The 26,603-nt window shown below is 65.3% G+C and carries 18 protein-coding genes and 1 pseudogene; 11 read left to right on the forward strand and 8 right to left on the reverse strand.

The features are described from left to right. Positions 1–16: 16 nt before the first annotated feature. From dnaJ to grpE, 3 genes are all read right to left on the reverse strand, one after another. Positions 17–1,156, reverse strand: coding sequence for a molecular chaperone DnaJ (gene dnaJ, locus QFZ94_RS27725; RefSeq protein WP_018431876.1), 1,140 nt, complete (start codon positions 1,154–1,156; stop codon positions 17–19). A 268-nt stretch (positions 1,157–1,424) separates the two neighbouring features. Further along, positions 1,425–3,380: a molecular chaperone DnaK gene (gene dnaK / locus QFZ94_RS27730; protein WP_176109496.1), complete on the reverse strand. Its 1,956-nt coding sequence runs from the start codon at positions 3,378–3,380 to the stop codon at positions 1,425–1,427. A gap of 330 nt (positions 3,381–3,710) precedes the next feature. Further along, positions 3,711–4,298 (reverse strand): nucleotide exchange factor GrpE, encoded by a 588-nt coding sequence (grpE, locus tag QFZ94_RS27735; protein ID WP_368585430.1) that lies wholly within the window; start codon positions 4,296–4,298, stop codon positions 3,711–3,713. Between the two features lie 362 nt (positions 4,299–4,660). Here grpE and QFZ94_RS27740 point away from each other — a divergent pair, with 362 nt between their 5' ends. Beyond that, entirely contained in the window at positions 4,661–4,822 is a 162-nt protein-coding gene (locus QFZ94_RS27740) for a hypothetical protein (protein WP_176109498.1), read from the forward strand. Here the strand turns inward: QFZ94_RS27740 and QFZ94_RS27745 are convergent. The 3 genes from QFZ94_RS27745 to hrcA form a co-directional block, all read right to left on the reverse strand. Continuing rightward, the gene (locus QFZ94_RS27745; protein WP_368585449.1) at positions 4,794–5,201 is read right to left on the reverse strand and encodes an RNA-binding S4 domain-containing protein; all 408 of its coding nucleotides are present in this window, start codon (positions 5,199–5,201) and stop codon (positions 4,794–4,796) included. The genes QFZ94_RS27740 and QFZ94_RS27745 overlap by 29 nt on opposite strands. Before the next feature lie 8 nt (positions 5,202–5,209). Further along, the gene (hemH, locus tag QFZ94_RS27750) at positions 5,210–6,280 is read right to left on the reverse strand and encodes a ferrochelatase (protein WP_410848264.1); all 1,071 of its coding nucleotides are present in this window, start codon (positions 6,278–6,280) and stop codon (positions 5,210–5,212) included. A 178-nt stretch (positions 6,281–6,458) separates the two neighbouring features. Beyond that, entirely contained in the window at positions 6,459–7,478 is a 1,020-nt protein-coding gene (gene hrcA / locus QFZ94_RS27755) for a heat-inducible transcriptional repressor HrcA (protein WP_026227992.1), read from the reverse strand. Between the two features lie 210 nt (positions 7,479–7,688). Here hrcA and QFZ94_RS27760 point away from each other — a divergent pair, with 210 nt between their 5' ends. Further along, positions 7,689–8,603 carry an NAD kinase gene (locus QFZ94_RS27760; RefSeq protein ID WP_368585431.1) on the forward strand — a complete coding sequence of 305 codons (915 nt, stop codon included), beginning with the start codon at positions 7,689–7,691 and terminating at the stop codon, positions 8,601–8,603. A gap of 55 nt (positions 8,604–8,658) precedes the next feature. Beyond that, positions 8,659–10,326: a DNA repair protein RecN gene (gene recN / locus QFZ94_RS27765; protein WP_429460853.1), complete on the forward strand. Its 1,668-nt coding sequence runs from the start codon at positions 8,659–8,661 to the stop codon at positions 10,324–10,326. Positions 10,327–10,438: 112 nt separating this feature from the next. On the opposite strand, the gene glnE is transcribed toward recN, so the two are convergent. After that, positions 10,439–13,237, reverse strand: a complete 2,799-nt coding sequence (gene glnE / locus QFZ94_RS27770; RefSeq protein ID WP_429460855.1) for a bifunctional [glutamate--ammonia ligase]-adenylyl-L-tyrosine phosphorylase/[glutamate--ammonia-ligase] adenylyltransferase — start codon at positions 13,235–13,237, stop codon at positions 10,439–10,441. A 262-nt stretch (positions 13,238–13,499) separates the two neighbouring features. Here glnE and QFZ94_RS27775 point away from each other — a divergent pair, with 262 nt between their 5' ends. From QFZ94_RS27775 to QFZ94_RS27800, 6 genes and pseudogenes are all read left to right on the forward strand, one after another. Then, positions 13,500–17,753, forward strand: coding sequence for a YhdP family protein (locus QFZ94_RS27775; RefSeq protein ID WP_429460857.1), 4,254 nt, complete (start codon positions 13,500–13,502; stop codon positions 17,751–17,753). A 150-nt stretch (positions 17,754–17,903) separates the two neighbouring features. Continuing rightward, on the forward strand, positions 17,904–18,767 hold the full coding sequence (locus tag QFZ94_RS27780) for a carbon-nitrogen hydrolase family protein (protein ID WP_429460859.1): 864 nt from the start codon (positions 17,904–17,906) through the stop codon (positions 18,765–18,767). An 87-nt stretch (positions 18,768–18,854) separates the two neighbouring features. After that, entirely contained in the window at positions 18,855–20,321 is a 1,467-nt protein-coding gene (gene tldD / locus QFZ94_RS27785) for a metalloprotease TldD (RefSeq protein ID WP_429460861.1), read from the forward strand. A gap of 340 nt (positions 20,322–20,661) precedes the next feature. Continuing rightward, positions 20,662–21,735 carry a 3-deoxy-7-phosphoheptulonate synthase AroG gene (gene aroG, locus QFZ94_RS27790; RefSeq protein WP_368585436.1) on the forward strand — a complete coding sequence of 358 codons (1,074 nt, stop codon included), beginning with the start codon at positions 20,662–20,664 and terminating at the stop codon, positions 21,733–21,735. A 240-nt stretch (positions 21,736–21,975) separates the two neighbouring features. Beyond that, a pseudogene (locus QFZ94_RS27795) lies at positions 21,976–22,306 on the forward strand (type II toxin-antitoxin system RelE/ParE family toxin); the annotation flags it as partial. Positions 22,307–22,313: 7 nt separating this feature from the next. Next, positions 22,314–22,646 carry a helix-turn-helix domain-containing protein gene (locus tag QFZ94_RS27800; protein WP_008923434.1) on the forward strand — a complete coding sequence of 111 codons (333 nt, stop codon included), beginning with the start codon at positions 22,314–22,316 and terminating at the stop codon, positions 22,644–22,646. Positions 22,647–22,700: 54 nt separating this feature from the next. Here QFZ94_RS27800 and QFZ94_RS27805 read toward each other — a convergent pair whose 3' ends face one another. Continuing rightward, positions 22,701–23,255, reverse strand: coding sequence for a cob(I)yrinic acid a,c-diamide adenosyltransferase (locus tag QFZ94_RS27805; RefSeq protein ID WP_368585438.1), 555 nt, complete (start codon positions 23,253–23,255; stop codon positions 22,701–22,703). 222 nt (positions 23,256–23,477) lie between these two features. Between QFZ94_RS27805 and QFZ94_RS27810 the strand changes: the two genes are divergently transcribed. After that, a complete protein-coding gene (locus tag QFZ94_RS27810) occupies positions 23,478–24,896 on the forward strand; it encodes an FAD-linked oxidase C-terminal domain-containing protein (protein WP_410848116.1) in 1,419 nt (472 codons plus the stop codon). A 129-nt stretch (positions 24,897–25,025) separates the two neighbouring features. Further along, positions 25,026–26,519 carry an FAD-linked oxidase C-terminal domain-containing protein gene (locus tag QFZ94_RS27815; protein WP_368594687.1) on the forward strand — a complete coding sequence of 498 codons (1,494 nt, stop codon included), beginning with the start codon at positions 25,026–25,028 and terminating at the stop codon, positions 26,517–26,519. The last annotated feature ends 84 nt before the right edge of the window (positions 26,520–26,603 follow it).

The raw sequence follows: 26,603 nt of genomic DNA on the forward strand, positions 1-26,603 counted from the left end.
TGACCGCCAAATCAGATCAATCGAAAAAGCTCTTCACCCGATCGAACCAGCTCTTGCTCTGCGGACTATGCCGCGCCCCGCCTTCCACGAGCGCCTTTTCGAACTGCTTGAGCAGATCGCGCTGCGCCTCGGTGAGCTTGACCGGCGTTTCGACCTGCACATGCACGTACAGATCGCCGGCGATGCTCGAACGCAGGCCCTTGATGCCCTTGCCGCGCAAACGGAACGTCTTGCCCGACTGCGTGCCTTCCGGCACCGTGAAGGTCGCGCGGCCGGCGAGCGTCGGCACTTCGATATCGCCGCCAAGCGCCGCAGTGGTGAACGGGATCGGCATCTGGCAATGCAGATCGTCGCCGTCACGCTCGAACACCGAGTGCTGCTTGATGTGAATCTCGACGTACAGATCGCCCGACGGTCCGCCGTTGATGCCCGGCTCGCCGTTGCCGGCCGAGCGGATGCGCATGCCGTCGTCGATACCGGCCGGAATCTTCACTTCGAGCGTCTTGGTTTCCTTCACCTTGCCCGCGCCGTGGCAGTGGTTGCACGGATCGGGGATGTAGGTGCCGCTGCCGTGGCACTTCGGGCAAGTCTGCTGGATGCTGAAGAAGCCCTGCGACATGCGCACCGAACCCGAACCGCTACAGGTCGGGCAGGTTTCCGGCTTGGTGCCCGGCTTCGCGCCCGAGCCATGACAGACTTCGCACGAAACCCAGCTCGGCACGCGGATCTGCGTGTCGTAGCCGTGCGCGGCCTGCTCGAGCGTGATTTCCATGCTGTAGCGCAGATCGGCGCCGCGATAGACCTGCGGGCCCGCGCGGCCGCCTCCGCGTGCGCCGGCGCCGGCCGCCTGGCCGAAGATGTCGCCGAAGATGTCGCCGAATGCGTCGGCAAAGCCGCCGAAACCTTGCGCACCGGCCCCACCCATGTTCGGATCGACGCCCGCGTGACCGTACTGATCGTACGCGGCGCGCTTTTGCGAATCCGACAGCATTTCATAGGCTTCCTTCACCTCCTTGAAATGCTCTTCCGCATCCTTGTTGCCCGGATTGCGGTCGGGGTGGTGCTTCATCGCAAGCTTGCGATAAGCCTTCTTGATTTCGTCGTCGCTCGCGTTCTTTGCGACGCCCAGAACCTCGTAGTAATCCCGTTTCGCCATATCGGTTCAACGCCGCCGCGCAAAGCGACGCGGTAGCTCCTTGTGAATGCTGTGGAGTCTTGCGACTCGTCCGGCCGCTGTCTGCGCCGCGTCTCGACACGGTTCAAAACAACGCCCTCCATAAAACGAACGTGCCCGGAGAGCCCAAAAGGCTCGCCAGGCGCGAAAAACCGCTCTTGCACTCAAGGCGCCCCAAGGGCGCCGATCTCGTGCAGCCGGGCCGTGCACATTGCTGTGCACGGCTTTACGGTCGGATGCCGACCTGGCTTTAGTCCTTCTTCACTTCCTTGAACTCAGCGTCGACCACGTCGTCGGCCTGCTGGCTCGCGCCCGCCGATGCACCGGCACCCGCACCGCCCGCCGCGCCCGCTGCCGCTTCGGCACCTTGCGCAGCCTGCATGTCGGCGTACATCTTCTCGCCCATCTTCTGCGAGGCCGTGGCCACCGCTTCGATCTTCGCTTCGATCGCGGCCTTGTCGCTCGAGCTGCTCTTCAGCGTGTCTTCGAGTTCCTTCAACGCGGCCTCGATCTTCTCCTTCTCACCCGCTTCGAGCTTGTCGCCGTACTCGGTCAGCGCCTTCTTCGTGCTGTGGACGAGTGCGTCACCCTGGTTGCGGGCGTCGGCCAGCTCACGCAGCTTGTGATCTTCTTCCGCGTTCGCTTCCGCATCCTTCACCATCTTCTCGATTTCGGCTTCGGACAGACCCGAGTTCGCCTTGATCGTGATGCGGTTTTCCTTGCCGGTCGCCTTATCTTTCGCGCCGACGTGCAGAATGCCGTTCGCGTCGATGTCGAAGCTCACTTCGATCTGCGGCACGCCGCGCGGTGCCGGCGGAATGCCTTCGAGGTTGAACTCGCCGAGCAGCTTGTTGCCCGCTGCCATTTCGCGTTCGCCCTGGAACACCTTGATCGTCACGGCGCTCTGGTTGTCGTCAGCCGTCGAGTAGACCTGTGCGTGCTTGGTCGGGATCGTGGTGTTCTTGTTGATCATCTTCGTCATCACGCCGCCGAGCGTTTCGATGCCGAGCGACAACGGGGTCACGTCGAGCAGCAACACGTCCTTGCGGTCGCCCGACAGAACCTGGCCCTGGATCGCGGCACCAACGGCCACGGCTTCGTCCGGGTTCACGTCACGGCGCGGGTCCTTGCCGAAGAACTCCTTCACCTTTTCCTGCACCTTCGGCATACGGGTCATACCGCCGACCAGGATCACGTCGTCGATTTCGCCGACCTTCACGCCTGCGTCCTTGATGGCCACGCGGCACGGCTCGATCGTGCGTTCGATCAGTTCTTCAACCAGCGCTTCCAGCTTCGCACGCGTGATCTTCAGGTTCAGGTGCTTCGGACCCGACGCGTCGGCCGTGATGTACGGCAGGTTGATTTCAGTCTGCTGGCTCGACGACAGCTCGATCTTCGCCTTTTCAGCCGATTCCTTCAGGCGCTGCAGCGCGAGCACGTCTTTCGACAGATCGACGCCCTGTTCCTTCTTGAACTCGCCGATGATGTAGTCGATGATGCGCTGATCGAAGTCTTCACCGCCGAGGAACGTGTCGCCGTTCGTGGACAGCACTTCGAACTGCATTTCACCGTCGACGTCCGCGATTTCGATGATCGAGATGTCGAACGTGCCGCCGCCGAGGTCGAACACCGCGATCTTGCGGTCGCCCTTTTCAGCCTTGTCCAGGCCGAATGCCAATGCGGCTGCGGTCGGTTCGTTGATGATCCGCTTCACTTCCAGACCGGCGATGCGGCCTGCATCTTTGGTCGCCTGACGCTGGCTGTCGTTGAAGTACGCCGGCACCGTGATCACGGCTTCCGTGACGGTCTCGCCGAGGTAGTCCTCAGCGGTCTTCTTCATCTTGCGCAGCACTTCGGCGGAAATTTGCGGCGGCGCGAGCTTCTGGTCGCGCACTTCGATCCATGCGTCGCCGTTGTCGGCCTTGATGATCTTGTAGGGCATCAGGCCGATGTCCTTCTGCACTTCCTTCTCTTCGAAGCGGCGGCCGATCAGACGCTTGACCGCGAACAGCGTGTTCTTCGGGTTCGTGACCGACTGACGCTTGGCCGGCGCGCCGACCAGGATCTCGCTGTCTTCCATGTAAGCGATGATCGACGGCGTGGTGCGCGCGCCTTCCGAGTTCTCGATGACCTTGACCGAGTTGCCTTCCATGATCGCCACGCACGAGTTGGTCGTGCCGAGGTCGATGCCGATGATTTTGCCCATTTTTACAAATCTCCTGACTTTGATCGCTGCGGAAAGCGCCCGGTTGGCCCATCTGGCGGCGGGACGATCCGCTCTCAATTCCTACCTGCACTCAAAATAAGTGCGGCCACATCGTTTTCAAGACCTCTATTGCGATGCGGTCTTTAATTTTTTTCAATCACGGGGCGGGCTCGTGAATCCTTGCTGCGAGCCCGCTCCGTCAGCTTGCACGGCGCCCCGGCGCGGTCGGCCGGAAGTGCCTGAATCGACTGGATGTTTCGCGGCGCGCGCCGATGCGAAGCGACGAGGCAGACGCCGCCGGCGCTGACGCCGAGATGCCCGTCGACGTGCTTACTTCGGCGCCGCGACGGTCACGAGCGCGGGACGCAGCACCCGATCCGCGATCACGAAGCCCTTTTGCAGCACCGCGACGACGGTGTTCGGCTCCTGGTCGGCCGGCACCATCGAAATGGCCTGATGGCGATGCGGGTCGAACTTCTCGCCGACCGGATTGATGGCCACGACGCGGCCCTTCTCCAGCGCGCCGCTCAACTGGCGCAGCGTGAGTTCGACGCCTTCGCGGACCTTCTGCAGGTCGTCGGACGAATGGGCGACGGCCGCCTCAAGACTGTCGACCACCGGCAGCAGATGCTCGGCGAAGTTCTCGATCGCAAACTTGTGCGCCTTGGCGACGTCTTCCTGAGCGCGACGGCGCACGTTTTCGGTTTCGGCCTTCGCGCGCAGGAAGTCTTCCTGCAACTCGGCGATCTTCGCCTGAGCGTCGGCCAGCGCCTGCTCGGCGGCTGCCTGGGCGGATTCAGTGGTGGCGCCGGTGTTCTGCTGTTGAGTAGCGGCCTCAGCCGTCTCGGCGGCCTGGCGCGCGGCTTCGTCGGCGGGCGTGGGATTCTGGCTCGTCGGGTTCTCTTGCGTGTTTTCCATGTCGCTGAAAGTCGTTAAAAGTAAAAGCAAAGGCGGAAAAAGCCGTTCCGACACCGTACGATTCGTGCTTTGCAAAATCGCGGCACGTGTCTTCGCGCCGATCCGCCAGACCGGACCCCAGATGGGGTCTGAAATAGCCGTTTCAAGCGGCTCGGAGGTTTTTTCGCACCACCGTCGTGCAGGCGAAATGCGCCGTAACAAGCATTCACGTGGCGCAATCAGATAGGGATTGAGTGCAGCCCGCAACTGACCTATTCTCCAGTCATGGAGCGGCAACGCACGTTAACCCTAATTTGACGTAAGCCTTACCGACACCTGACAGTCGTTCCGATAGCCCGTTTCAGCCCATCGAGGGGAGTACCGTGAAACTGACCGTTGCAATCGGGGTGGTCGCACTGGTACTGATCGCGGGCACCACGACAATCTGCATGTCCGGCGCGGTTAACGACCACACCACCGAGTACGGTGGCGCACATGCGACGGTCGAGCAGTTTTTTAGTTCCCACCCGAAAATCTGTCGATAGTGCGCCGGTCGCGCTTGGTCGGTCGCCCGTGCAGCGCGGCGGCCGGCTCGTGATACACCTTGCGCCGTTCCTGCTCGACCTGCCGCTTCTCCTTGCTCTGCGAGGTTTCCGCGTAAAGCGTCTGCGCCACGCTCGCCGGGCCGCGTACGTCGCATACGCCCAGCACCTCGACCTGCCACACGTAGCGCTCGATCTCGATTTCGACCAGATCGCCGACACGCACGTCCTTGGCCGGCTTCACGGCCGCGCCGCCGATGCGCACCCGCCCCTTGTCGACCGCATCCGCGGCCAACGAACGCGTCTTGAAGAAGCGCGCGGCCCACAGCCATTTGTCGATGCGCAGTTTCGCGCCCGGTTCGGTTGAAATACGGTAGTTCATCTGCGTATTCAAGCTCCTGTCGTGTGCGGCACCGGCACCGCTTGCACCGGCCAGCCCTGCAGGTGTTGCGCGACAATTTCGCCGAGCGCGGCAACCCACGGCTGAGACGCGTTCAGACAGGCGATCCGGTGAAACTCCTTGCCACCCGCCTGTAGAAATTCGTCGCGCACTTCCATGCCGATTTCCTCGATCGTTTCGAGGCAGTCGGCGGTGAAACCCGGACAAAACACATCAGCACGCCGCACGCCTGCCGCGCCGAGTTCCTTCAACGTCGGCGCCGTATAGGGCTGCAGCCATTCGGCCTTGCCAAAGCGCGACTGGAACGTGATGCGGCATTCGACCGGCGTCAACTCGAGCGCCTGCATCAGCAGTGCGCCGGTCTGCTGGCATTGCTCGTGATACGGGTCGCCGAGGTCGAGCGTGCGCTTGGGTACGCCGTGGAAACTCAGCACGAGCTTGTCGCCCGCCGCGAAATCGGGGCGGCCGTGCAGATGCCAGTGGTGACGCACCTGCGCGGCAAGCGCCGCGATATACGCCGGGTGATCGGCGTACTGGCGAACCGTGCGGACTTCCGGCTGGTTACGCATCCGCTTGAGCGCGGAAAAGGCTTCGTCGAACGCGGTCGCGGTGGTCGACGCCGAATACTGCGGATACATCGGCATCAGCAGCACGCGCTCGGCGCCAGCGAGCTTCAGCTGGTTCAGCATTGCGGGAATGCCGGGCGTGCCGTAGCGCATCGCGTAGTCGACCAGCACCGTGTAGTCGTTGACTTGCAGCAGATGGCGCAAGCCCTCGACCTGCTTTTCGGTGTGCACGCGCAGCGGCGAGCCCTCGGGCATCCACACCGCCGCGTACTTCCTGGCGGAGCTGCGGCCGCGAAACGGCAGGATCAGCAGACGCAGAATCAGCTGCCACAGCAGCGCGGGAATTTCGACCACGCGAGGATCGGACAGGAACTGCGCGAGATAGCGGCGCACCGCGCGCGGCGTCGGCGCATCGGGCGTGCCGAGGTTGATCAGCAACACGGCGACGCGATGCGATGTGGCGTTCTGTGATGGCCGCTCGAGGTCGAAGCGCATAGGCAGCAGAAATCGCCGCGTCACGCGGCGAGTCGATTCAATGGAGATTCATTATAGCGGCGCGGGTTCGGCCGGGCGCCGCCGGACCCTGGCCATTCGGACGATTGGCAGACGCCGCCCGTTCGCGCATCATGGCCGGCACGGGCTGCGATGACGGCAGCGCCGCAAAGCGCGAGGACTACTGCTGGCTGAGCGTCATGGACAACAGCCGCGCGGTGATGTCCACGATCGGAATCACGCGGTTGTAGGCCATGCGGGTCGGTCCGATCACACCGAGCGTGCCGACGATCTTGCCGTTCACCTCGTACGGCGCGGTGACGACGCTCATTTCCTCGATCGGCACCAGCGTCGATTCGCCGCCAATGAATATTTGCACGCCCGCCGCATGACTCGACACATCGAGCAACTGAAGGAGGCTGGTCTTCTGGTCGAACACATCGAACAGCTTGCGCAGGCGCGCCATGTCCGACGAAAGATCCGCGACTTCGAGCAGATTGCGCTCGCCCGAGATGAGCACGGTCTCGCCGGTATCGGATTCGTCGGTGCTCGCGGTGACGGCCGCGTGCATCAGCGAAGTCATGTCGCCACGCAGCTCGTCGATTTCCTCGCGCAGGCGGCGGCGCACTTCGTCGAACGAGAGGCCCGCGAAGTGCGCGTTGATGTAATTGGAGGCTTCCACCAGCTGCGAAGGCGAAAAGTCGCGCTGGGTGGCGAGAATGCGGTTTTGCACGTCGCCTTCGGGCGTCACGATGATCAGCAGGATGCGCTTGTCGGACAGGCGCATGAATTCGATCTGCTTGAATACGTGGCTGCGGCGCGGTGTGAGCACCACGCCGGCGAACTGCGACAGGTTGGACAGCACGCTCGCCGCCGCGGCGACGATCTTCTGCGGCTCGCCCACCTGCAGCGTGGTTTTGACCGCGCGCATCACCGCTTCTTCGTCGGCGGCGGACTCGACCGTCAGCATCGTGTCCACGAACAGACGGTAGCCGCGTGGCGTCGGAATGCGCCCCGCCGACGTATGCGGACTGATCACGAGCCCCAGATCCTCGAGGTCCGACATCACGTTGCGGATCGTGGCCGGGCTCAGCTCGAGGCCCGAGTAACGTGACAGCGTGCGCGAGCCGACCGGCTGACCTTCGGCGATGTAGCGCTCGATCAGCGTTTTGAGGAGGGTTTGTGCGCGAGGATCTAGCATGACGAAAAATTTTAGCTCAATGGCATCGCAGCCGCGAGCGCCCGCGGCGCCCGCTCCCGGCAAATGCGCCGCCGTCGGCGAGCGCGCATGTCATCGGGTCTTCACCATTCTAACGATAATCGCGACATGCGCAGACGCCCCGCGTGCGCCGACCCGCTACCGGGTTGGCCTGCGGTTCTTTTCAGGCCCTACCTATGGTGTAATGCCGGCATGCAAGTGACCAGCCAGTTCAAGACCGTCGCGCTCGTCGGGCGCAGCAATACGCCAGGCATCGGCGAGCCGCTGACCGCGCTCGCCGCGTGCCTCGCCAGGCTCGGCCTCGAAGTCGTGTTCGAAGCCGACACCGCCGCCGAAATCGGCGTAACCGACTACCCGGCGCTGCGTCCCGCTGAGATCGGCGCGCGCGCCGACGTTGCCGTGGTGCTCGGCGGCGACGGCACGATGCTCGGCATCGGCCGCCAGCTCGCGCCATATCGCACACCCTTGATCGGGATCAACCACGGGCGGCTCGGCTTCATCACCGACATCCCGATCTCCGACATGCTCGAGACCGTGCCGCAAATGCTGTCCGGCAATTTCGAGCGCGAGGAGCGCGTGCTGCTCGAAGCGCGCATCGTGCGCGACGGCACGCCGATCTACCACGCGCTCGCGTTCAACGACGTGGTGGTCAACCGTAGCGGTTTTTCGGGCATGGCGGAGCTGCGCGTGTCGGTCGACGGCCGCTTCATGTACAACCAGCGCTCGGACGGCCTGATCGTTGCAACGCCGACCGGCTCGACCGCGTACGCGCTGTCGTCGCAGGGGCCGATCCTGCACCCCCAATTGCAGGGCTTCGTGCTCGTGCCGATCGCGCCGCACGCGCTGTCGAACCGGCCGATCGTGCTGCCAGACGACTCGAAGGTCAGCATCCAGATCGTTTCCGGGCGCGAAGTGAACGTGAATTTCGACATGCAGTCGTTCACGTCGCTGGAGCTCGGCGACACGATCGAGGTGCGCCGTTCGCGTCATACGGTGCCGATGCTGCATCCGGTCGGCTACAGCTATTACGCGACGCTGCGCAAGAAGCTGCACTGGCACGAGTACCCGTCGCACGAAGAAGACCAGAGGCCGCAAGCGGCGCCTTGAAGCGCAAACGCCGCAGCGGCCGCCACCCGAATCCCACGCTCACCCGACGACCTCCATGCTTCGCCACCTCTCGATACGCGACTTCGTCATCGTCGCCGCGCTCGACCTCGAATTCGACAGCGGCTTTACCGTTTTCTCGGGCGAAACCGGCGCCGGCAAATCGATTCTGATCGACGCGCTCGCGCTCGCGCTAGGTGCGCGCGCCGATGCGAGCGTCGTGCGCACCGGCGAGAGCCGCGCCGACATCACCGCGGAGTTCGAAACGCACGCACAGGTCGATCAATGGCTCGATGCGCAGGCGCTCGGCGCGGCCGACGACGGCCAACACGGCGGCACCGTGATGCTACGGCGGGTGGTCGACGCGAACGGCCGCTCGCGCGCGTTCATCAACGGCACGGCGGCCACGCTCGCGCAGCTGCGCGAGGTCGGCGAAATGCTCGTCGATATTCACGGCCAGCACGCGCACCAGTTGCTGATGCGCCCGGACGCGCAACGCGAGCTGTTCGACACGCACGCGGGCCTGTCCGACCTGGCCGCCGCCGTGACACGCGCGTGGCGCACGTGGCGCGACAAGGCGCAGGCGGTCGAGCACGCGCAAACGCGCGATCGCGAGCTGCAACTCGAACGCGAGCGACTCGCGTGGCAACTCACCGAACTCGATAAGCTCGCGCCGCAGCCGGGCGAATGGGAAGAGGTCAACACCGAGCATCGGCGGCTGTCGCATTCCGCGAATCTGATCGACGGCGTGCAGGGTGCGCTCGGCGCGCTGTCCGAATCGGACGACGCGATGATCACGCATCTCGGCTCGATCGTGTCGAAGGTGCGCGACCTCGCGGAAATCGACCCGGCGCTGAACGACGTGCTCGCCGCGCTCGAACCCGCCGAAATCCAGTTGCAGGAAGCCGCGTATTCGCTGAGCCACTACGCGCAGAAGCTCGAGCTCGATCCCGAGCGGCTCGCGCAGGTTGAAAATCGCCTCGACGCGCTGCACTCGGCCGCGCGCAAATTCCGCCTGCAGCCCGAGACGCTGCCGGAAGAACACGAAGCGCGCCGCAAGCAATTGGCCGCGCTCGACGCCGCCGCGAACCTCGACGGCCTGCGCGCCGCCGAGGCGCAAGCGAAGGAAGTGTTCATCGGCGAGGCGAAGAAGCTGTCGAAGGCACGCGCGAAAGCAGGCAAGGCGCTCGGCGAGGCGGTCACGACCGGCATGCAGGAATTGTCGATGAAAGGCGGCAGCTTCGAAGTCGCGCTGGTGCCGTTGCCCGAAGGCGGCGCGCATGGGCTCGAGCAGATCGAGTTCCGCGTTGCCGGTCACGCCGGCGTGCCGCTGCGGCCGCTCGCGAAGGTCGCGTCGGGCGGCGAACTCGCGCGTATCAGTCTCGCGCTCGCAGTGATCGCGAGCGCGGCCAGCCCGACACCGACGCTGATCTTCGACGAAGTGGATACCGGCATCGGCGGCGGCGTGGCCGAAGTGGTCGGGCGGCTATTGCATCAGCTCGGCGAGGCGCGTCAGGTGTTGTGCGTGACCCATCTGCCGCAGGTCGCCGCGCGCGGCGATCATCACTTCCAGGTCGCAAAGATGAGCAACGGCAGCGGCGGCACGCTCAGCAGCGTGACCTCGCTCGACAAGGCGAGCCGCATCGAGGAAGTCGCGCGCATGCTCGGCGGCCTCGAAATCACCGCGACCACGCGCAAGCACGCGAAGGAAATGCTGGCCGCCTGAGATTGCGCCGTGCGCAGCTCACCGCACACGGCGTGAGTCGGATTGGCCGGGACGTCACACCGATCCCGGCCGCGCATGATGCGCCAGCGCTACGCGAAATGCGTAAGCGCCATTACCCAAACACCCTTTTCCACAACGCCAGCACCGCCTCGCGCTCGGCTGCGACCAGCGCCGGATCGACCCGCGCCTTCTCCATACCATCGAGCCGCAGCGTGTGCTGCAGCTTGCGATAGCGCCGATAGGCGGCGCCGACCGTCTCCGCTTCCGCTTCGCTCATCAGCCCGAAACGCGACACTTCACGCAGCAGCGCGATGTTGCCGGTATTGCGGATCAGCTCGGGATCGCGCGCCGCATGCAGCAGTACCCAGTACTGCACGGTGAACTCGATATCGACCATGCCGCCGCGGTCGTGCTTCAGGTCGAACAGAGTCGGCGTCTGATTCGGGTGACCCGCTTCGACACGCGCGCGCATCTCGGCGATCTCCTTCGCGAGCGGCGCCGCTTCGCGCGGCGTCGTCAGCACCTGTTCGCGGATCGCCTCGAATTTCGCGCCGATCTCCGGATCGCCCGCGCAGTAGCGTGCCCGCGTCAGCGCCTGATGCTCCCACACCCACGCGGTGTTCGCCGCGTCGCCCTCGCGCAGCTGGTAGCGGCGGAACGCGTCGAGATCGGTGACGAGCAGGCCCGATTCGCCGTTGGGCCGCAGCCGCAGATCGATGTCGAACAAGGTGCCGGCGCCGGTCGCGGTGGTCAGCCACGTGATCAGGCGCCGCGTGAAGGTGGCGTAGACGTCGGCCGCGGCATCGTCGGGATCGTCATACAGGAAGATCAGGTCGAGGTCCGACGCGTAGCCGAGCTCCTTGCCGCCGAGCTTGCCGTAGGCGATCACCGCGAAGCGCGGCGTGTCGCGGTGGCGTTTGGCCAACTGATTCCACACGGCGTCGATCGTCACGTCCAGCACCGCGTCGGCGAGCTCGGACAGCCGGTCGCTGACGTGCTCGACGGACAGCTTGCCGGCAAGATCGATCAGCAGAATGCGGAACACCTCGGCCTGATGCGCGTGCCGCAGCAGATCCATCTGCTGCTCGACGCCATCGGCGGCGGCGAGCCGCAAACGCAACGTACGCTTGAATTCGGGCCAGTCGAACGGGCTGTTGATCGCCTCGCCGTCGAGCAGTTCGTCGAGCAGCTGCGGATGGCGGATCAGATAGCCGGCCGCCCAGCGTGAGCCGCCCAGCACCGACAGCACCTGGTGCAGCGCCTGCGGATACTCGGTCAAGAGCGCCAGATAAGCGCCGCGCCGGCTCACCGCTTCGAGCAGATCGAACAGGCGCGCGACCGTGTCGCCGCGCCGCTCGGCCGGCTCCAGCGTGCGCGCGGCTTCGAGCGCGCGCTGCGCGACGATGTCGAAACGCTGCCGGCTGCGCTCGTTCAGCCCGGTGTAGCGCGACGAGCGCCACACCGCCTGCAGCCGTGCCAGCAACTCGCCGGGTTCGGCCACTCCCAGTTCGATCAGGCGGGCGCGCAGCGCCTCGTCCGCGCTATCGTCGGCGAGCGCACTGCTCCACACCCACGCGGCGGCACCGTCTTCCGGCGCGCCGCAGCCGTCGCGACCGCCCACCTTGTCGGCGAAAATCTGATCGAATTGCTGTTCGACGAACTCGCGATGCGCGTCGAGCTTCGTCATCAACTCCTGGTAGTCGTCGCAGCCCATCGCGCGCGCGAGCGCCGCGCGGTCTTCGGGATCGACGGGCATCGCGTGAGTCTGCGCGTCGTTGCGGTATTGCAAACGATGCTCGAGCTCGCGCAAAAAACGATACGCCTGCGACAGCTTCACGCACACCGACGGGTCCATCAACCCATGCGTAGCCGCGTGGCGCAGCACGGCGAGCGTCGGCCGCACGCGAAAGCCGGCGTCCTGCCCGCCGCGGATCAGCTGGAACACCTGCGCGCTGAATTCGATTTCGCGGATGCCGCCACGGCCGAGCTTGATGTCGTCGGCCTTGTCGGGGCGCATCGACGCGCGGCGCTGCGCCTCCTGGCGGATCTGCAGATGCAGCGCGCGGATCGCGCTGATCACGCCGAAATCCAGATAGCGTCGATAGACGAACGGCGTGACGATCGCGTCGAGCTGCTTCTGCAGCCGCCGTGCCGAGGCGCTCGCGCCCTCGGATACGAGTCGGCCCTTGATCCACGCGTAGCGCTCCCACTCGCGGCCCTGCACGTAGAAATACTCTTCGAGCATGCCGAGGCTGCACACGAGCGGCCCCGAATCGCCGTTCGGCCGCAGACGCATATCGACGCGAAATACGTAGCCGTCGGCGGTGACTTCGGCGAGCGCGCCGATCAGCCGCTTGCCGAGCCGGGTGAAGAACTCCTGGGTCGCGAGCGGCGAGCGCTGGCCGCCGGTAGTCTCACCGTCGTCCTCGTAGACGAAGATCAGATCGATATCAGACGACACGTTCAGCTCACGCCCGCCGAGCTTGCCCATGCCGACCACACCCAGCGTGAGCCGTTCGCCCTGCTGGTCGCGCGGCTCGCCATACAGCGCTTCGAGCTCGGCGCTCAGCACCGTCAGCGCACGCTGGATCGTCGTTTCCGCGAGATCGGTCATCGCGCCGGTGACTTCGGCGATATCGGCCTCGCCGGCCAGGTCGCGCTCCATCACCGCGCAGAACACTTCGGTACGCAACTGGCGCAGCGCGCGCTTCAGCGCATCTTCGTTGAGCGGCGCACCGGCGGGGCCCGCCGCCTCGGCGCACAGCGCGTCGAGACGCGCGTCGATGCGCTCGCGCGTCAACGGTTCGTCGGCCAGCGCGCTGACATGCGCGGCCAGTTGCGGGCGGGCCGCGGCGGCGCGCGCGGCATAGTGCGAATAGCTGGAACTCAGGAGGGTTGCGTCAGTCATCAAAAATCTGGCTCGCTCGTTGCTTGATCGAATTTGTCCGGCGGTGTTCTGACGATGTCGGGGTGTCGTTTCGGGGTCGCTGTCATATCGTTCTATTGTGCGATCGGCACGCGGCGGCAAGCATGCCGAACCCCGTGCCGGACGGCCTCGCAAATCCCCGTCACGGGCTTTCGGACAGGGGTTGCAGGAACTCCGCCCGACGCTTTCCCGTGTGTTACATTTCGTCGTTAACACGCAAAACTACCATACGCCCAGCCGCCGCAGCATGTCCGAGCGAAACGAATCCGCCGACCCGCAAGCCCCATCGCAGGTCCGGCATGTGAGCGGAAGCGACCACATCGTGCTGCGTCGGACTTTGCGGGTGCTCGCCACGCTCGCACTCGTCCTCTATTTCATCGCGGGCGGAGTGTTTCTGGGCTTGCGCTATGTGGTGCTGCCGCGTATCGACACGTTCCGGCCGCGCATCGAAGCCGCGGTCTCCGACAAGCTGCGCACCCAATTCACGATCGGCCGGCTCGCACCGCACTGGAGCGGCTTCCAGCCTGGGCTCGACGTCACCAACCTCGTCATCCGCGATCACGACGGCCAACCCGCGCTAACGATACCGCATGCCACCGCGACGGTGTCCTGGCGCTCGCTGTGGGAATTTCATCCGGCGCTGTCGAGCCTGATCGTCGATCAGCCGGACGTGCTGGTGTCGCGCAGCGACGACGGCGTGCTGTCGGTCGCAGGCGTGCCGGTGCCGACGCGCCACAGCGGCAACGACGCGCTGTCCACCTGGTTGTTGCGTCAGCAGGCGATCGTCGTGCGCGGCGGCGTGCTGCGCTGGCGCGACGCGACGCGCCACGAACCCGAACTGGCGCTGCGCGATATCCGCATCGCGATCCTCAATGACGGCCACGACCACCGCATGGCGCTGCAGGCGCCGCCCGACGGCCGCGTGCTGAAAGGACCGCTCGACTTCCGCACGCACTTCCGCCACGCGCCGCTCTCTGCGATAGGCAAGCCGATCAACTGGACCGGCCAGGTGTATATGTCGACGGGCCCGGTCGATCTGCCGACGCTCGCGCGCTACATTGAATTCCCGATCGAGACGTTCGCCGGCCGCATCGACAATGCGATCTGGATCGACTTCAGCGAAGGCCGCATGAACCAGGCGACCGGCCAGTTGAGCGGCAACGACGTCGCGATGCGCGTGCGTCCGACCCAGCCAAAGCTGCTGGTGCCGATCGCCCACTTCCTGTGGCGCGTCGAGTCAGACGACGGCGAATACCGGCTGCAGTTGTCGGATCTGCGCGCCGAGCTCGGCCAGCCGCCGCTCGAAGACGGCACGCCGCTCACGCGCATCCTGCGCTTCCGGACCCTCGACAGCCGCTACCGGACAGCGTCCCAGCAGCACGGGCAGCTTTTGAGCATCAGCGGCGATCGCGTCGATCTCGGCATCCTCGCCGAATTCAGCCGCGCGCTGCCGCTGCCGCGGCACTTTCTGAACGAACTCGTGCGCATCGATCCGCGCGGGCTGGTCGCGAACTACGTGATCGAGGTCGAGCGCGGCAAACCGGAATCCGGAGAAGTGGGCAGCGACCATCGGCCGACGGGTGCGGAGCCGATCGAGCGTTATCGCTTCAAGGGCGATCTGCAGGGCATCAGCTTCGCCGCCCAGGAGCCAGGGCCTGGCCTGACCCCGCGCGGCCACCCGCGCGCCGGCATTCCCGGCATCGAGAACCTGTGGGGCACCGTCGACGCCGACGAAAAAGGCGGCCGCGCGAACCTCGATACGTCCAGCTTGGCGATCACGCTGCCGGGCGTGTTCGACGATCCGCGTCTCACGCTCGCGCGTCTGCGCGGCCGCGCCGAGTGGACGATGGGCAAGAAGGCTCCGGGCGACACGCGTCCCGCGTTCGCGGTCAAGCTCAACGATTTCAGCGTATCGAACCCGGACGTCGAGGCGAGCGCGACCGCGAGCTACAGCAATCCCGGCCACGGCCGCGGCTCGCTCGACCTGAAAGCCGACTTCCAGCGGGCTCAGGTGACCCGCATCGCCCGCTATCTGCCGACCGCAGTCAGCGAAAAGCTGCGCATTTACCTGGGCCACGGCTTGCAGGCTGGCGTGTCGCGCGGTGGCACGATCGAAGTGCACGGCGACCTGACCAAGTTCCCCTACGCGCGCGACCCCGACGCCGGCCTCTTCCACATCGTCGCTCCGTTCACCGGCGGCAAGTTCGATCCGACGCCGTTCCCGCCGCGCAACATGCGCAACGGCACGCCGAACGTTTGGCCGCCGCTCGACGGCATCGACGGCGTGTTCGAGCTCAAGCAGAACGTGCTGCGCTTCGACATCGACCGCGGCCGTTACAAGCGCGTCGCGCTGACCGGCGTGAACGGCCGCATCGACGACCTCGGCACCAAAGGCTCGAACCTCACCATCCAGGGCAATGGCCGCGGCCCGCTCGCCGACATGCTCGACTACGTGAACCGCAGCTCGCTCGGCATCATGGCGCGGCATCAGACCGAAAAGATTCGCGCCGAAGGGCCCGCGTCGCTCGCGCTGAAGCTGACGATCCCGCGCACGCCGAAGCCGCATGTGGGCGTCGAAGGCGCGCTCGGCTTCCTGAACAATCGCCTGAGCGTGAGCAATGCGCCGCCGCTGTCGCGGCTGAACGGCCGGGTGCGCTTCACCGAACGCACCGCCGAGGTCGAGCGGCTCTCCGGACAGTTCCTCGGCGGCGACGTGCATGCGAACGGCGGCTTGCGGCAAGACGGCACATACGCGCTCGCGCTCGACGGCCACATCGCCGTCGATGCCGCGCGCGAGCTGCATCCGCCTGGCGCGGCCGCGCAGGTGCTCACGCATATGAGCGGCAGCGCGCCTTATGCGTTGCGCGTCGCCGGCGCGAGGGGCCGCCTGCCGCAGGTCAGCGCCAACTCGGACCTGAGCGGCCTCGCGCTCGATTTTCCAGCGCCGTTCAAGAAGCAGGCCGGCACGCCGATGCCGCTGCACTTCTCGGTCAATCCGTCGACGGTGCCGGGCGAAGCCGGCCTCGAACGCGCCGACCTGACGTTGGGGCCGGTCGCCGCTGCGTATCTGCTGCGTTATCGGCCGAACGCGCAGCCGCGAACGCCACCGACCGTCGTGCGCGGCGCGATCGGCGTGAACCGGCCGGTCGAGCTGCCATCCGAGGGCGTGGTGGCCGCGGTGGACATCAAGGAGTTCAATGCGGACGCCTGGCGCGCGCTCGCCGCGCAGTTGCGCGCGGGCGCGGCTGGCGCGAATGGCGCGAACGGCGGTGCGAACGGCGGCAATAGCGCCACCAACGCCAGCAGCGCGGCCACCCCCGCCGCCGCGCCGAATCCGATGCTCACGCAATTCCTGCCGAACCGCTTCGCGCTGCACATCGACACGCTGACGCTGCTCAAGCGTCACTGGGACAACGTGATCGTCGGCGCGTCGCACATGGATCGCACGTGGCAGGCGAACATCGCGTCGAACCAGGTGTCCGGCCACGTGTCGTGGCTGCCGGGCGTGACTCGCGAATCGCCGGGCGAACTGCAGGCGCGCTTCGCGCGCGTCGTGATTCCATCGGTCGCGGACAAGGACCTGCTCGGCCCGGCGATGTCGGCGCCCGCGCTGAACATGCCGTCGATCGATCTGGTCGTCAACGAGCTGATCGTGCACGACCGCAACGTCGGCCGGCTCGAGGTCGACGCGCACAACTACGACGAGAACGGCGTGCCGGTGTGGCAGCTCGACAAGCTCGACGTGACGAACCCCACCGCGACGCTCACCGCGACCGCGAACTGGCGCACCTCGACCGAATTGCCCATCTCGGCCGACGAAGCCACGCCGCGCCGCACCGTGTTCGATTTCAAGCTCGACATCAAGGACGCTGGCGCGATGCTCGAGCGCTTCGGTCTGCCGAGGACGCTCAAGGGCGGCGTCGGATCGATCCAGGGCAAGGCCGTGTGGCAGGGCGGCCCGACCACGATCGACTATTCGACGCTGAACGGCAACCTCGCGCTCGATCTGCGCCACGGCCAGATCCTGAAGGTCGACCCAGGCGTCGCGACGCTGCTCGGCGTGCTGAGCCTGCAAAGCCTCGCGCGCATCGCCACGCTCAATTTCCGCGACGTGATCGGCGAGGGCCTGCCGTTCTCGAGCGTGACGGGTACCGCGCAGATTCATGACGGCATTGCCCGCACCGAAAACTTCAGGATGGTGACCGCGCCGGCCCGCGCCGAGATGGTGGGCTCGGTCGACATCGCGCAGAGAACCCAGGACCTGCACCTGCACGTGATACCGACCGTCAGCGCCGGCTCCGCGGTGATCGCCGCGACAATCATCAATCCGCTGATTGGCCTCGGCGCGCTGATCGCCGATGTCGCGTTCTCGCAGGGGATACAGCACGTGTTCGCGCGCGACTACGCGATCACCGGTTCGTGGTCGAAACCGCAGGTTCAGCGGGTGACGGGCGAACGGGGTAAGATTGACGCTCCGGCTTCGACCGTGGAAGCGCAATGAGCTTCGGTTTTCCCTGGCGCCGCTGTCTCGTTCCACGCGGCCGCTCGTGCCGCTCCGCCGACTCGATGCGCCAACGGGGCCGAGCCAGCCCAGAACCATGCGGTGCCCGCGCCTCATACCGCCGCCCGCCGGGAGTCTTTCGACACGCTCATGAGCGAAACACACGTCACATCGTCCGCATCCGCCGCAACGTCCAGCGGCCCTGTCGCCAGCCCCTTCCGGGTCGCCGCGCTGCAGATGGTCAGCACGCCGGATCGCGATCGCAATCTCGCCGACGCAGAGCGCCTGATCGCCGAAGCCGCCGCCGACGGCGCGCAGCTCGTGCTGCTCCCCGAGTATTTCTGTTTCATGGGCTTCAAGGACACCGACAAGCTCGCCGTGCGCGAGCCGCATCGGGATGGCCCGATCCAGCGCTTTCTCGCCGACGCCGCGCGCCGCCACCAGCTTTGGGTGATCGGCGGCACCCTGCCGCTGAACGCGCCGGAGGCGTCGCGCGTGCTGAACACGACGCTGGTGTTCGACCCGCTCGGCAATGAGGCCGCGCGCTACGACAAGATCCATCTGTTCAACTTCGAAAAAGGCGATGAATCGTTCGACGAAGCTCGCACCATCCGCCCCGGCAGCTCGGTGCAAAGCTTCGAGGCGCCCTTCGGCCGGGTCGGCCTGTCGGTCTGCTACGATCTGCGCTTTCCCGAGCTGTACCGGCGCATGGGAGACTGCGCGCTGATCGTGGTGCCGTCCGCGTTCACCTACACGACCGGCCGCGCGCATTGGGAGCTGCTGCTGCGCACCCGCGCGATCGAAAACCAGTGCTACGTGCTCGCCGCGGCGCAAGGCGGCAAACATGAAAACGGCCGCCGCACCTGGGGCCACAGCATGCTGATCGACCCGTGGGGCGAGATCGTCGCGGTGCGCGACGAGGGCGCCGGCGTGGTCGCGGGCAACCTCGAACGCGCGCGCATCGACGAAGTGCGGCAGAGCCTGCCGGCATGGCGTCATCGCGTGCTGACCTGAAACCGACATTGAAACTGCCGCGCCTGCCACGCATATACCGACGCAGGCGCTCCCCGACCCCTTCGTATCGAGCAGAACATACTTCGCATGAACATCATCGAACCCGGTATCCGTAATCTCGCCGCCGCCAAGGACATCCTCCTCACGCCCTATGGTCTCGACGAGTCGCTGCTCACGCGCACGCTCGCCGAAATCTTCACGCACCGCGTCGACTACACGGACCTGTACTTCCAGACCACCCGCAGCGAAGCGTGGAGCCTCGAAGAAGGCATCGTGAAATCGGGCAGCTTCAGCATCGACCAGGGCGTCGGCGTGCGCGCCGTGTCGGGCGACCGTACCGCGTTCGCCTATTCGGACGACCTGTCACCCGAAGCGATCCGCCAGGCGGCCATCGCCACGCGCGCAATCGCCAAGGCGGGCGGCGGCAAGCAGAAGATCAAGGTGGCGTCGTCGCTGACCGGCATCGCCGGACGCGATCTGTACCTGCCGTCCGACCCGCTGCATTCGCTCGACGCCACCGCGAAGGTCAAGCTGCTCGAGCGCATCGAGCAAATGGCGCGCGGCCGCGATCCGCGCATCCAGCAGGTGATGGCGGGCTTGGCCGGCGAGTACGACGTGGTGCTGGTCGCGCGCAGCGACGGCGGCTTCGCGGCCGACATCCGGCCGCTCGTGCGCGTGTCGGTCACCGTAATCGCCGAGCAGAACGGCCGCCGCGAAATCGGCAGCGGCGGCGGCGGCGGGCGTTTCGACTACGGCTATTTCACCGATGAAGTGCTGTCGCGCTATGTCGACGATGCGGTGCACGCGGCCCTCGTCAATCTGGATGCGCGTCCGGCGCCGGCCGGCGCAATGACCGTCGTGCTCGGCCCGGGCTGGCCCGGCGTGCTGCTGCACGAAGCGATCGGTCACGGGCTCGAGGGCGACTTCAACCGCAAAGGCTCGTCGGCATTCGCGGGACGCATCGGCGAGCAGGTCGCCGCGAAGGGCGTCACCGTGGTCGACGACGGCACGCTGCCGAACCGCCGCGGCTCGCTCAATATCGACGACGAAGGCAATCCGACCCAGTGCACGACGCTGATCGAGGACGGCATCCTGAAGGGCTACATCCAGGACACGCTGAACGCGCGTCTGATGAAGATGCCGGTCACCGGCAACGCGCGGCGCGAATCGTACGCGGCGCTGCCGATGCCGCGCATGACCAACACGTACATGCTTAACGGCGACAAGGACCCGCAGGAAATCCTCGCGTCCGTGAAAAACGGCCTGTATGCGGTGAACTTCGGCGGCGGTCAGGTCGACATCACGAACGGCAAGTTCGTGTTCTCGGCCTCCGAGGCGTACATGATCGAGAACGGCAAGATCACGTATCCGGTCAAGGGGGCGACGCTGATCGGCAGCGGCCCGGAATCGCTGAAGTACATCACGATGATCGGCAACGACATGAAGCTCGATTCGGGCGTCGGCGTTTGCGGCAAGGAAGGCCAGAGCGTGCCAGTGGGCGTTGGTCAGCCGACGCTGCGCATCGAGAAGATGACGGTCGGCGGCACGGCCTGATTGCTGCGCGGATGCACGCTTCGCGCACACAAAGCGCGAAGCGTGCGGTGTTTCCGCATTTTTCGACGTCCCGGCTTGTCAGCCGAGCCTGTACCGGGTTATAAAGTCACTCACCCTTTTTTGACCAGCGACGCATTCACTTCGCCATGTCCGCCACGTTTTATTTTTACTTTTTTTGGTATCTCAGACCGCTGGCGGATCGAGAGGGGTGTTAGTGCACGCAGGACACCGAGAATTCCCGAAAAACCGCCAGCTAGCCTGGCGGTTTTTTTTCGCCTCACGCTTTTCGATACCTATTTGACTCACGCGAACACGCTACGAACCGATTCAGGAGAACCACATGCCCCCGCACAACACCGATGATGTCCGCATCCGCGAATTGAAGGAACTCACGCCGCCCGCTCACCTGATCCGCGAGTTTGCTTGCGACGAGACGGTGTCCAACGTGATCTACGAATCGCGCACCGCGATGCATCGCATTCTGCACGGCATGGACGACCGTCTGATCGTCGTGATCGGCCCGTGCTCGATTCACGATCCGAAGGCCGCGATCGAATATGCGGGGCGTCTGATCGAGCAGCGCAAGCGCTTTGCCGGCGAGCTCGAAGTCGTGATGCGCGTGTACTTCGAAAAGCCGCGCACGACGGTGGGCTGGAAGGGTCTTATCAACGACCCGCATATGGACAACAGCTTCAAGATCAACGAAGGCCTGCGCACCGCGCGCGAGCTGCTGCTGCGTATCAACGAACTGGGCCTGCCGGCCGGCACCGAGTACCTCGACATGATCAGCCCGCAGTACATCGCGGATCTGATCTCGTGGGGGGCGATCGGCGCGCGCACGACCGAATCGCAGGTGCACCGCGAGCTGGCTTCGGGACTGTCGTGCCCGGTCGGCTTCAAGAACGGCACGGACGGCAACGTGAAAATCGCCGTCGACGCAATCAAGGCCGCCTCGCAGCCGCACCACTTCCTGTCGGTCACCAAGGGCGGGCACTCGGCGATCGTATCGACCGCGGGTAATGAGGACTGCCACGTCATTCTGCGCGGCGGCAAAACGCCGAACTACGACGCCGACAGCGTCAACGCAGCCTGTGCGGACATCGGCAAGGCCGGTCTCGCCGCGCGTCTGATGATCGACGCGAGCCATGCGAACAGCTCGAAGAAGCACGAAAACCAGATTCCGGTGTGCGCGGACGTGGGCCGTCAGATCGCCGCGGGCGACGAGCGGATCGTTGGCGTGATGGTGGAGTCGCACCTCGTCGCGGGTCGCCAGGATCTGCAGGAAGGCTGCCAGCTCACGTACGGCCAGAGCATTACCGATGCATGCATCGGCTGGGACGAAAGCGTCGCTGTGCTCGAAGGCCTTGCCGAAGCGGTCAAGCAACGCCGCGTCGCGCGCGGCAGCGGCAACTGAACGCCTGCCCCGCCGCCACCGCGGGGGCTTGTCGGTAGTCCGTACAAATCCCGGTTCGATTTCGAACCGGGTTTTTTATTGGCCATTCGGACGAATGGTGCGAAGCCGGACGCCTCGCTATCGTCATAGCTCGTTGCCTTGTCGCTTGCACGACTTGACCGGGTTGAAGAAGGCGTATAAGATTTTATACATGAGGTGGCGATGGAGCAGGAAAAAGAAATTCGCTGACATGAGGTGGCGATGGAGCAGGAAAAAGAAATTCGCTGGTTAGGCTCCAGCTACCGTGATTTGCTTGCTTTTCCCAATGAAGCGCGTCGTCTCGCCGGGTTTCAGCTTCACAAGATTCAGTCAGGACTCGACCCTGACGACTGGAAACCGTTCGAGTCTATCGGCGCGGGAACGCGCGAAATTCGTATCAGGACGAGGACGGCATTTTTCGCGTGATGTCGTGACCAAATACGCCGAAGCGCTGTACGTGCTGCATTGCTTTCAGAAGAAAACGCAGAAGCTCGGGCCGCGCGACAGAAAAATTGCCGAAACGCGCTATCGCGCCATCACTCATTACAGGACCCCCAGCCATGACGATCGACACCAACATTCGTCACGTAACGCGAGCCGGCGCGAACGTGTTCCTCGAACTCGGTTTTTCCGCCGAGGAAGCGAAGCGCCTTCACGCGGCGTCGCAAAAGCAGATCAACGACACGCGGCTGCTCAAGGAACAATTGATGACCGAGCTGTCCACGTGGATCGAACAGCATCATCTGAAGCAGGCCGAAGCGGCCGAAATTCTGATGGTGTCGCGCCCGCGCGTGTCAGACGTGGTCAACAAGAAAACCACCAAGTTCACGATCGACACGCTCGTTGAAATGCTGAGCCGCATCGGCAAGCCGGTCACGCTCGCGGTCGGTTGAGCGTCGGCTCGTGCAAAGCTCAGTGACTATCTATACGCGCATGCGCGTCGCCGCTCAAGGCGCGCCGCGATCGTGCTGCCACAGCACGTCGGTGCCGCCGTCCGCGCGATTGAGCACGCGCGCCAGCACGAACAGCAGATCGGACAGCCGGTTCACGTACTGACGCGGCGCCGCGTTCAGCGTCTCGTGTTCGCCAAGCGCGACGATCGCACGCTCCGCTCGACGGCAAACGGTACGGCACACATGCGCGAGCGCAGCCGCGCGCGAACCGCCCGGCAGAATGAATTCCTTCAACGGCGGCAGCGTGGCGTTGTAGTCGGCGAGCCAGCCGTCGAGCTGAGCGAGATGCCGCTCGGTGATCATCGTATGACCGGGAATACACAGCTCGCCACCCAGATCGAACAGATCGTGCTGGATTGCGACCAGCGCCGCGCGTACGTTCTCGGGCAGGTTCTCGCACAACAGCACGCCGAGGTTCGAATTGAGTTCGTCGACGTCACCGATCGCGGCAATTCGGGCGCTGTCCTTGCGCACACGGCGGCCGTCGCCGAGACCGGTGGTGCCGTCGTCGCCGGTGCGAGTGGCGATCTTGCTGAGGCGATTGCCCATGATGTCTCCTTGCTTTCAGTGACGATGCGGCCACCACGTTTGTCCATATTGCACGCATCGCGAAGTCGCCGCCATTATATGAGCGCAAGCCGGCCCAGCGCCTCCTGGCGGAGCGAACGGCGTAAAATGAAACAGCTGCTGCAAACAGGCTGTTACCTACAGAAACTTTCATCGGACCGGAGTAAGCGTTGAAGCGCCAACTCCGCTCGATAGGAGACATGCGTGAACCATCCCGTACCGCCGGCACCGCTACGCCGGCCGTTTCCCGCCGAATTGCTGAACCAGCTCAAAGCCGCTTTCGGCGATCGGGTCTCCGTTGCCGAAGCCGTGCGTGCGCACCACGGCCGCGACGAATCGCCGTTCGATCCGCAACTGCCTGACGCCGTCGTCTTCGCGCGTACGACCGAAGACGTGCAAACCGCCGTCAAGCTGTGCGGCGAGTTCGACGTGCCGATCATTCCGTACGGCAATGGCTCGTCGCTCGAAGGACATCTGCTTGCCGTGCAAGGCGGCGTGTCGATCGATCTGTCGGAGATGAACCGGGTGTTGTCGATCAACGCCGAAGACCTGACCGTCACCGTCGAGCCCGGCATCTCGCGCAAGCAACTGAACGAAGCGCTGCGCGACACCGGCCTGTTCTTCCCGATCGACCCGGGCGCGGACGCGAGCATCGGCGGCATGTCGGCGACCCGCGCGTCGGGTACCAACGCCGTGCGCTACGGCACGATGCGCGAGAACGTGCTCGGCTTGACGGTCGTGCTCGCCGATGGCCGCGTGATCAAGACCGGCTCGCGCGCGCGCAAATCGTCGGCAGGGTACGACCTCACGCGACTGTTCGTCGGCTCGGAAGGCACGCTCGGCGTGATCACCGAAATCACGCTGCGCCTCTATCCGCAGCCGGAGGCGGTGTCGGCCGCTGTGTGCACGTTCCCGTCGATGGGCGATGCGGTGCGCGCGGTCATCGAGACGATCCAGATCGGTGTGCCGATCGCGCGCGTCGAGTTCGTCGATTCGCTGGCGATCCGCTCGATCAATCGCCATTCGAATCTGACGCTGCGCGAAGCGCCCACATTGTTCTTTGAATTTCACGGCACCGAGGCCGGCGTCAAGGAACAGGCCGAACTCGTGCAGGAAATCGCCGCGCAGAATGCCGGCGAAGGCTTCGAGTGGGCAACGCGCCCCGAAGACCGCAGCCGCCTGTGGAACGCGCGTCACAACGCCTATTTCGCGATGCTGCAACTGAAGCCCGGCTCGCGCGCGGTGACCACCGACGTCTGCGTGCCGATCTCGCGTCTGGCGGAGTGCGTGGTTGAAACGGAGCAGGATCTGTTGGCGTCGCCGCTGCCGTGCCCGATCGTCGGCCATGTCGGCGACGGCAATTTCCACGTCGCGATCCTGATCGATCCGGACAAGCCCGAAGAGCTCGAAGAAGCCGAACGCCTGAACCATCGCATCGTGCAGCGCGCGCTGCGCATGGACGGCACCTGCACCGGCGAGCATGGCGTCGGCCTGCACAAGATGGGCTTTCTGCTCGAGGAGCACGGCGACGTCGCGGTCGACACGATGCGCTCCATCAAGCACGCGCTCGACCCGCGCAATCTGATGAACCCGGGCAAGATTTTCGCCTGGGCGGCGGCCTGATCGACATCGCGAAGGCCGGCAGCGACAAGCCGCCGGCCCGAACACGCAAGTGACGCGAAGCAGGCCGCACGAAACAGCCGGCTCGAACCTGGAAGCCGGACCGGCGCAAGCCACGAGGAGACAACTCACATGAACGCACCCGCTGAACTGTCCGCCGAAGTCCTCGCGCAGCGTCAGCGCGAAGTCGTGCAGGCGCTGATGGCCGTGTTGCCGAGCCACTGTCTGCTCTATCGCGAGGAAGATACCGTCGCGTACGACTGCGACGGCCTCGCCGCGTACCGGCGTCTGCCGCTCGCAGTCGCGTTGCCGGAAACCGAATCGCAAGTGCAGCGCATCGTGCAGATCTGCCATCGCCTCGATGTGCCCATCGTGCCGCGCGGCGCGGGCACCGGGCTGTCCGGCGGCGCAATGCCGATTCGGCACGGCGTCGTGGTGTCGCTCGCGCGCTTTCGCAAGATCGTCGAGGTCGACCCGTATGCGCGCATTGCGACCGTGCAGCCGGGCGTGCGCAACCTCGCGATCTCCGAGGCCGCGGCGCCGTATGGCCTCTACTACGCGCCGGATCCGTCGTCGCAGATTGCCTGCACGATCGGCGGCAACGTGTCCGAGAATTCGGGCGGCGTGCATTGCCTGAAGTACGGCCTCACCGTGCACAACGTGCTGCGCGTGCGCGCGGTGACGATGGACGGCGAGATCGTCGAATTCGGCTCGCTCGCGCCTGACGCGCCGGGGCTCGATCTGCTCGCGGTGCTGATCGGCAGCGAGGGCATGTTCGCGATCGTCACCGAGGTCACCGTCAAGCTGATCCCGAAGCCGCAAACGGCGCAGGTCATCATGGCCAGCTTCGACGATGTGGTCAAAGGCGGCGACGCCGTTGCCGGCATCATCGCGGCGGGCATCATCCCGGCCGGCCTCGAGATGATGGACAAGCCCGCCACGCGCGCGGTCGAGGAGTTCGTCAACGCGGGCTACGATCTCGACGCGGCGGCGATCCTGCTGTGCGAATCGGACGGCACGCCCGAGGAAGTCGCGGCCGAGATCGTGCGCATGACCGCGGTGCTGCGCGAGCATGGTGCGACGCGTATCCAGATTTCGCGCACGGAAGCCGAGCGCCTGCGCTTCTGGTCCGGGCGCAAGAACGCGTTTCCGGCCGCAGGCCGCATCTCGCCGGACTACTACTGCATGGACGGCACCGTGCCGCGCCGCAGTATCGGTCCGCTGCTCGCGCGCATCGAGGAGATGGAGAAAACCTACCAGCTACGCTGCATCAACGTGTTCCATGCCGGCGACGGCAATATGCATCCGCTGATCCTGTTCAACGGCAACGACCAGGACGAGTGGCATCGCGCCGAGTTGTTCGGTAGCGACATCCTCGAAGCTTGCGTCGAGCTCGGCGGCACCGTGACGGGCGAGCATGGCGTCGGCATCGAGAAGATCAATTCGATGTGCGTGCAGTTCTCGCCCGAGGAGCGCGACACGTTCCACGCGGTCAAGCGAGCATTCGACGCGCCCGGTCTGTTGAATCCCGACAAGGGCATTCCGACCCGGGCGCGCTGTGCCGAATACGGCAAGATGCACGTGCGCGGCGGGCTGCTGCCGCATCCCGAGCTGCCGCGCTTCTAGCGGCTCGCGTTTGCATCGCGCAGCCACTGTTCGCCGCGCCCGCGCCGGTGCGGGCGCGGCGTGCGCGGCGCTTTGCGCCGTCCC

The sequence above is a fragment of the Paraburkholderia sp. JPY465 genome (assembly GCF_050436725.1).
GTDB classification, from domain to species: Bacteria; Pseudomonadota; Gammaproteobacteria; order Burkholderiales; family Burkholderiaceae; genus Paraburkholderia; species Paraburkholderia youngii.

Excerpts from the sequence above, each read along its gene's own strand:
- dnaJ (WP_018431876.1), bottom strand. The coding sequence starts at position 1,156 with ATGGCGAAACGGGATTACTACGAGGTTCTGGGCGTCGCAAAGAACGCG.
- dnaK (WP_176109496.1), bottom strand. The coding sequence starts at position 3,380 with ATGGGCAAAATCATCGGCATCGACCTCGGCACGACCAACTCGTGCGTG.
- grpE (WP_368585430.1), bottom strand. The coding sequence starts at position 4,298 with ATGGAAAACACGCAAGAGAACCCGACGAGCCAGAATCCCACGCCCGCC.
- QFZ94_RS27745 (WP_368585449.1), bottom strand. The coding sequence starts at position 5,201 with ATGAACTACCGTATTTCAACCGAACCGGGCGCGAAACTGCGCATCGAC.
- hemH (WP_410848264.1), bottom strand. The coding sequence starts at position 6,280 with ATGCGCTTCGACCTCGAGCGGCCATCACAGAACGCCACATCGCATCGC.
- hrcA (WP_026227992.1), bottom strand. The coding sequence starts at position 7,478 with ATGCTAGATCCTCGCGCACAAACCCTCCTCAAAACGCTGATCGAGCGC.
- QFZ94_RS27760 (WP_368585431.1), top strand. The coding sequence starts at position 7,689 with ATGCAAGTGACCAGCCAGTTCAAGACCGTCGCGCTCGTCGGGCGCAGC.
- recN (WP_429460853.1), top strand. The coding sequence starts at position 8,659 with ATGCTTCGCCACCTCTCGATACGCGACTTCGTCATCGTCGCCGCGCTC.
- QFZ94_RS27775 (WP_429460857.1), top strand. The coding sequence starts at position 13,500 with ATGTCCGAGCGAAACGAATCCGCCGACCCGCAAGCCCCATCGCAGGTC.
- QFZ94_RS27780 (WP_429460859.1), top strand. The coding sequence starts at position 17,904 with ATGAGCGAAACACACGTCACATCGTCCGCATCCGCCGCAACGTCCAGC.
- tldD (WP_429460861.1), top strand. The coding sequence starts at position 18,855 with ATGAACATCATCGAACCCGGTATCCGTAATCTCGCCGCCGCCAAGGAC.
- aroG (WP_368585436.1), top strand. The coding sequence starts at position 20,662 with ATGCCCCCGCACAACACCGATGATGTCCGCATCCGCGAATTGAAGGAA.
- QFZ94_RS27800 (WP_008923434.1), top strand. The coding sequence starts at position 22,314 with ATGACGATCGACACCAACATTCGTCACGTAACGCGAGCCGGCGCGAAC.
- QFZ94_RS27805 (WP_368585438.1), bottom strand. The coding sequence starts at position 23,255 with ATGGGCAATCGCCTCAGCAAGATCGCCACTCGCACCGGCGACGACGGC.
- QFZ94_RS27815 (WP_368594687.1), top strand. The coding sequence starts at position 25,026 with ATGAACGCACCCGCTGAACTGTCCGCCGAAGTCCTCGCGCAGCGTCAG.